Below are 5,755 nucleotides of genomic sequence, written 5' to 3'. Positions count from 1 at the left end.
GGGCAAACGGCCCTTTTTCATCCATTTCTTCAGCACCAGCGCGACACCGCGGCTATCCGACAGGATCGGGATCAGCGCGATGTCATGGCCTTGGGTCATGTCCGGCAAATCGAGCGGCAGGCCCGCGCCCATGACAATCGCGTCAGCGCCGTTTTCGCAGGCGACGCGCACGTAATCTGCTTGCGCGTTAACGGCTTTCATCACGTTGACGGCAATCATGCCGCGGCCGTCGCTGAGTACTTTGGCGGCGTGGATTTCACGCGCTAGCGCGGTGAGGTTCGCCTGTTCGAGCGTGGCCCGATCAGGCGATTGCCGGCAGCGTTCGATCAGATCCTGGTGATGATGGCGCAGGTCGATGCTGGCGATGGTGCCGAGTGCACCCTCGCGGGCGACGCTGCCTGCCAGCCGGTGGGCCGAGATGCCGACGCCCATGCCGCCTTGCACGATCGGAAGCAGCGAGCGGCCGCGGATGACGAGCGGCGGGAAAGAGTGAGAGGAGAGCATTGACGACCCAATGGATAGACTATCGAAACGGTGATAATCGATCGTTGGGCGCAGCTTGCGTTGCGTTGGGTCAATGAGCCTGTTGAGCGGGTTGGTTTTGAATCTGGTTGGTTGATGTCGGTCACTTCACAGTGAGATTTATGGTTCTTCCTCTATGGCGCCAGGGGGTCTGCAAGGACTGCGGCGGACGGATGGACAAACCAGAGCGGGTGCTTAAGTCGCGCATCCATGAAAAAAGCCCGCTTCGAAGAAGCGGGCTTTGCTTGACGCGACAGCGTGAAACGAGGAGCGCTTACTGCACACCCTGGCTCGTCAGGAAGTCTTCATAGTTGCCGCCGAAGTCGTTCAGCGTGCCGTTGGTCTTCACTTCGATAACCCGGTTCGCGAGACCACTCACAAACTCACGGTCGTGAGACACAAAGATCAGCGTGCCTTCGAACTTGTCGAGCGCGATCTGCAGCGATTCGATCGACTCCATGTCCATGTGGTTGGTCGGCTCGTCCATCAGCAGCACGTTGTGGCGGCCCAGCATGAGCTTGCCCCAGATCATGCGGCCCTTCTCGCCACCGGAGAGCACCTTGACCGACTTGCGGATGTCGTCGGCATTGAACAGCAGACGGCCGAGCGTGCCGCGCACCATCTGTTCGTCGTCGCCTTCCTGGCGGTAGCCGTCGATCCAGTCCATCAGCGTGACGTCGTCCGGGAACTCTTCATACGTATCCTGCGGCATGTAGCCGATGTTCGCGTTTTCAGCCCACTTCACCACGCCGTGATCCAGCGTGAGCCTGCCGAGCAGCGAACGCAGCAGCGTGGTCTTACCCGCGCCGTTCTCGCCGATGATCGCGATACGCTCGCCCGGCTGCACGCTAATGCTGAAATCGTTGAAGATCGAGCGCTCGTACTTCTTCGAGATCTTGTCCGCCACCACGGCGATGTTATGCAGCTTCTTCTCGTACTCGAAGCGGATGAACGGGTTCTGCCGCGACGACGGCTTGAATTCCTCGATCTTGATCTTGTCGATCATCTTCATGCGGCTGGTAGCCTGACGCGCCTTCGACTTGTTCGCCGAGAAGCGGCGCACGAAGTCCTGCAGGTCGGCGACACGTTCCTTGGCCTTGGCGTTGGCGTTCTGCTGACGCTCGCGCGCCTGCGTGCTGGCCAGCATGTAGTCGTCGTAGTTGCCCGGATAGACCTTCAACGTGCCGAAGTCCATGTCGGCCATGTGCGTGCAGACCTGGTTCAAAAAGTGACGATCGTGCGAGATGATGATCATCGTCGAGTTGTACTGGTTGAGCACGTCTTCCAGCCAACGGATCGAGTTGATGTCCAGGTTGTTGGTCGGTTCGTCCAGCAGCAGGACGTCCGGCTTCGAGAACAGCGCCTGCGCGAGCAGCACACGCAGTTTCCAGCCCGGCGCGACGTTGCTCATTGGGCCGTTGTGGTCTTCGATCGCGATGCCGATGCCGAGCAGCAGTTCGCCCGCGCGCGCTTCGGCGGTGTAGCCGTCGTACTCGGAGAACTTCGCTTCGAGTTCGGCAGCGTGCATGTAGTCGTCGTCAGTCGCGTCGGGGTTCGCGTAGATCGCGTCGCGCTCGGTCATCGCGGCCCACATTTCGGCGTGGCCCATCATCACGACGTCGAGCACGCGCACGTCTTCGTACGCGAACTGATCCTGGCGCAGCTTGCCGAGGCGAATGTTCGGTTCGAGCATCACGTTGCCGGAGCTCGGTTCCAGATCGCTACCCAGTATCTTCATGAAGGTGGACTTGCCGCAGCCGTTCGCACCAATCAGGCCATAGCGGTTCCCTCCCCCGAATTTGACCGAGATATTCTCGAAGAGGGGCTTTGGCCCGAATTGCATGGTGATATTGGCGGTAGACAGCACGACACGTCCTTTGAATGTGATATCGGCGAACAACCTAATATTTTAGCAGGTTATCGCGAAGTCAACCCACGCACGCGCCGCGCTCCGGCGTTTTGACGTCACTTTCACGCTGCGTCACACGCGGTTCATATCAGCCGTTCACGCGCTCCGAGCGCCTTTTAGCCGCCGCGCGGCGTCTGCAAAACATCGATGAAGGCCGACAGATCAGCCTCTGCCAGCCCCATCGCCGCACCGAGTCGCAGCAGTTGCTGGACCGTCGACGAAACCGGCATCGGCGTGCCGGTTTCGTATGCCGTCGCGGCGACCGTGTCGACGTCCTTCTGGAACGTGCGGAATGCGCCGATCGGCGCGAGGCCGCTTTGCGTCATGCGCGGCACGAAAATCTGCAGCAGGACGGAATCCGCCCAGCCGCCGGCAAGACCTTCAGTCAGCTTGGAGGCGTCGATGCCGCTGCGTTGCGCAAGACTCACCGCCTCGGCGATCGCCGCCACGGTCGCAGTGACGATGGTCTGATTGCAGAGCTTGGTGGTCTGCCTCGCGCCGACGTCGCCCATGTGCGTGACGCGGACTGAATACGCACCGAAGAGCGGCGCGACCGCCTCGACGTCCGCTGCGGCACCGCCTGCCATGATCGCGAGCGTCCCTGCGGTCGCGCCCGCTACGCCACCGGATACGGGTGCATCGATCCAACCGACGTTTGTGGTGCCTGTGCCTGTGCCTGTGCCTGTGCCTGTGCCTGTGCCTGTGCCCTCAGGCTGTCTCTCTCGCCCGCCCTCTCCAGTAGCCGCAATCGCACCTTCCGCCGCACGCCGCGCGAACGCGCGCGTCACGGCCGGCGGAATGCTCGAGTGATCGACGATCCAGCGCACGCGTCCCGGCGCAGTGGCATCCGCACTCAGCAGCCCTTCCGCACCGAATACCGTTTCTTCAACCGCCGCCGCATCCGCGACGCACAGCAGCACCGCTTCACACCGCGAGGCGAGTTCGCGCGGTGTATCGACCACCTTGGCACCGTCCGCCAACAACGCTTCCGCCTTGGCCCGTGTGCGATTCCAGACATGCACGGTATGCCCCGCGCGCAGCAGATGCCGGATCATCGGCGCGCCCATCAGGCCAGGACCGCAAAAACCAATTTCCACTTTCAAGCCTCGTCAGGTTTCGGATTGAGTTGCGCGGACATCATAACGGCCTCGCCTCGCCGCGGCATATCGGGCACGCGATGTGCGGCATGACTCGCCCATACGAGCGACGTCAACGGCCATCCATTGCCTATACTTTTTTCACACCAACGAAGATCAAAGGAGGAAGTTCATGTCAGAACACGTCTACAAGCAAATCGAACTGACCGGTTCATCGACCAAATCGATCGACGACGCAATCAGCACCGCGATTACAAAAGCGTCGAAGACACTGCGCAATTTGCACTGGTTCGAAGTGACGGAAACGCGGGGCCAGATCGAAAACGACAAGGTCGCCTACTGGCAAGTGACCATCAAGGTCGGTCTGCGCATCGACTAACGCTTCGCCTGAACCCTATTCAACACATCATCCGAAGCAAAAAAGCTGCGTCCGTGCTGGACGCAGCTTTTTAAAGCAGCGGTTGCTCGCACCGCCGCCTGGTCGATGGCGATTCCGCCGATCATTACGCGGTCATTCGCGACCCGGTCATTCGTGACCCGGTCGTTCGCGATCCGGTCATTCGCGATCCGGTCATTCGTGGCCCGGTCATCCGCGACCCCGTCAATCACTACACGATTCGGTCACGATAACCGCGAAAGCCGAATTACTTCGGCAGCGAACCATCCACACCTTCCACATACCAGTTCAGGTGCTGCAGTTCCGGATCGGTCAGCGTCTTGCCTGCCGGCACCTTCACCGCGCCGGACTGGTCCTTGATCGGGCCGGTGAAGACGTCCCACTTGCCGCCTGCCAGTTCATCGCGCTTCGCCGCGACCTGCTTCTGCGCATCGGCCGAAATCGCCGACGTGTTCAGGTCTTCAAGATTGACCGCCTTTTGCGGAATGCCCCACCACACCGGATCGTTCTTCCACTTGCCGTCCAGCACCTGCTGGATAGCCGCGTTGTAATAGACGCCCCAGTGCGCGACCACCGAACCGAGGTGCGCCTCAGGACCGAACTTTTTCATGTCCGAATCCCAGCCGAACGCATGCACGTGCTTTTCCGATGCGGTCGCGAGCGTTGCGCTCGAATCGGTGTTTTGCAGCAGCACGTCGGCGCCCTGGCCGATCAGCGTTTCAGCGGCCTGCTTTTCCTTGCCGGGATCGAACCAGCTGTTGATCCAGATGACCTTGGTGTGAATCTTCGGATTTACCGAACGCGCGCCGAGCGTGTACGCGTTGATGTTACGGATCACTTCAGGAATCGGCACCGACGCGACAAAGCCGAGCGTGTTGGTCTTCGTCACATAGCCCGCGGCCACGCCGGCCAGGTACGCGCCCTGGTACATGCGCACGTCATAGGTACCGAAGTTCGGCGCCTTTTTGTAGCCGGTGGCGTGCAGGAACACCGTGTCCGGGAAGTCCTTCGCGACCTTCAGTTCGAAGTCCTGATAGCCGAAGCTCGAACCAATGATGATCTTGTTGCCCTTGTTCGCCAGGTCGCGGAACACACGTTCCGAGTCGGCCGATTCCGGCACGTTCTCGATGCGGGTGATCTTGATCTTGTTACCAAACTTCGCCTCCACTTCCTTCGAGCCCTGATCGTGCGCGAAGGTCCAGCCGGCATCGCCAGGATTGCCGAGATAGACAAACGCGACGCCCGGTGCGTCGGCAGCTTGCGCAGTTTGTGCGAGCGGCGCGGCGAGCGCCAGTGAGGCCGCGCCCCAAGCGAAAGCGGTCAGCAGATTTCTTCTCTTCATGTTTTCTCCTGTCGTGTTTGTCGATTGATTTGAAACGTGTGGTCGGTCATATGAAACGGCAACCGTGTCAGCCCGCCGAGAAAAACGGCTTGCCGAGCGAAGCGGGTGCATTCAGACGAATCGTGTTCGGGTTACGTGAAATCAGTACGAGCACGACGATGGTCGCGACATACGGCAGCATCGCGAGAAACTGCGTCGGCACCGGCACGCCGATGGCCTGCGCGTAGAACTGCAGGCCGGTCACGGCGCCGAACAGCAGCGCGCCGATCAGGAGACGCCCCGGACGCCATGTCGCGAACACCACCAGCGCGAGCGCGATCCAGCCGCGGCCCGACGTAAGTTGCTCCTGCCACAGATGCAGATTGACGATCGAGTAATAGCCGCCTGCGAGACCCGCCATGCCGCCGCCGAAGGCCACCGCGCCGTAACGCACGCCGACCACCGGAAAGCCGACCGAGTGCGCCACTTGCGGCGATTCGCCGACCGAG

The 5,755-nt window shown here is 61.0% G+C and carries 7 protein-coding genes; 1 reads left to right on the top strand and 6 read right to left on the bottom strand.

Going from position 1 to position 5,755, the window contains the following annotated elements; all coding sequences use genetic code 11:
- The 3 genes from VFE81_RS04215 to VFE81_RS04205 all read right to left on the bottom strand — a co-directional run.
- Nucleotides 1-504: nitronate monooxygenase (locus VFE81_RS04215; protein ID WP_325043390.1), on the bottom strand; the 504-nt coding region annotated here is incomplete at its 3' end.
- Between the two features lie 292 nt (nucleotides 505-796).
- On the bottom strand, nucleotides 797-2,389 hold the full coding sequence (locus VFE81_RS04210; protein ID WP_325043389.1) for an ABC-F family ATPase: 1,593 nt from the start codon (nucleotides 2,387-2,389) through the stop codon (nucleotides 797-799).
- Nucleotides 2,390-2,547: 158 nt separating this feature from the next.
- On the bottom strand, nucleotides 2,548-3,528 hold the full coding sequence (locus VFE81_RS04205; RefSeq protein ID WP_325043388.1) for an NAD(P)-dependent oxidoreductase: 981 nt from the start codon (nucleotides 3,526-3,528) through the stop codon (nucleotides 2,548-2,550).
- A gap of 172 nt (nucleotides 3,529-3,700) precedes the next feature.
- On the opposite strand from VFE81_RS04205, the gene VFE81_RS04200 reads away from it, so the two are divergent.
- Complete coding sequence (locus tag VFE81_RS04200) at nucleotides 3,701-3,907, top strand: dodecin (protein ID WP_074283352.1); 207 nt, start codon at nucleotides 3,701-3,703, stop codon at nucleotides 3,905-3,907.
- Here the strand turns inward: VFE81_RS04200 and VFE81_RS04195 are convergent.
- From VFE81_RS04195 to VFE81_RS04185, 3 genes are all read right to left on the bottom strand, one after another.
- On the bottom strand, nucleotides 3,904-4,137 hold the full coding sequence (locus VFE81_RS04195; RefSeq protein ID WP_325043387.1) for a hypothetical protein: 234 nt from the start codon (nucleotides 4,135-4,137) through the stop codon (nucleotides 3,904-3,906). The two genes, VFE81_RS04200 and VFE81_RS04195, sit on opposite strands and share 4 nt — an antisense overlap.
- A 35-nt stretch (nucleotides 4,138-4,172) precedes the next feature.
- Entirely contained in the window at nucleotides 4,173-5,267 is a 1,095-nt protein-coding gene (locus tag VFE81_RS04190) for a BMP family ABC transporter substrate-binding protein (protein ID WP_325043386.1), read from the bottom strand.
- A gap of 67 nt (nucleotides 5,268-5,334) precedes the next feature.
- A partial coding sequence (locus tag VFE81_RS04185; protein ID WP_414695546.1) for an ABC transporter permease subunit occupies nucleotides 5,335-5,755 on the bottom strand: 421 nt, incomplete at its 5' end.

Source organism: Paraburkholderia sp. (genome assembly GCF_035656215.1).
GTDB lineage: Bacteria > Pseudomonadota > Gammaproteobacteria > Burkholderiales > Burkholderiaceae > Paraburkholderia.
This window is presented reverse-complemented; position numbering and strand designations above follow the sequence as displayed.

Coding starts and splice junctions, on each gene's coding strand:
- VFE81_RS04200 (WP_074283352.1), top strand. CDS start 3,701: ATGTCAGAACACGTCTACAAGCAAATCGAACTGACCGGTTCATCGACC.
- VFE81_RS04190 (WP_325043386.1), bottom strand. CDS start 5,267: ATGAAGAGAAGAAATCTGCTGACCGCTTTCGCTTGGGGCGCGGCCTCA.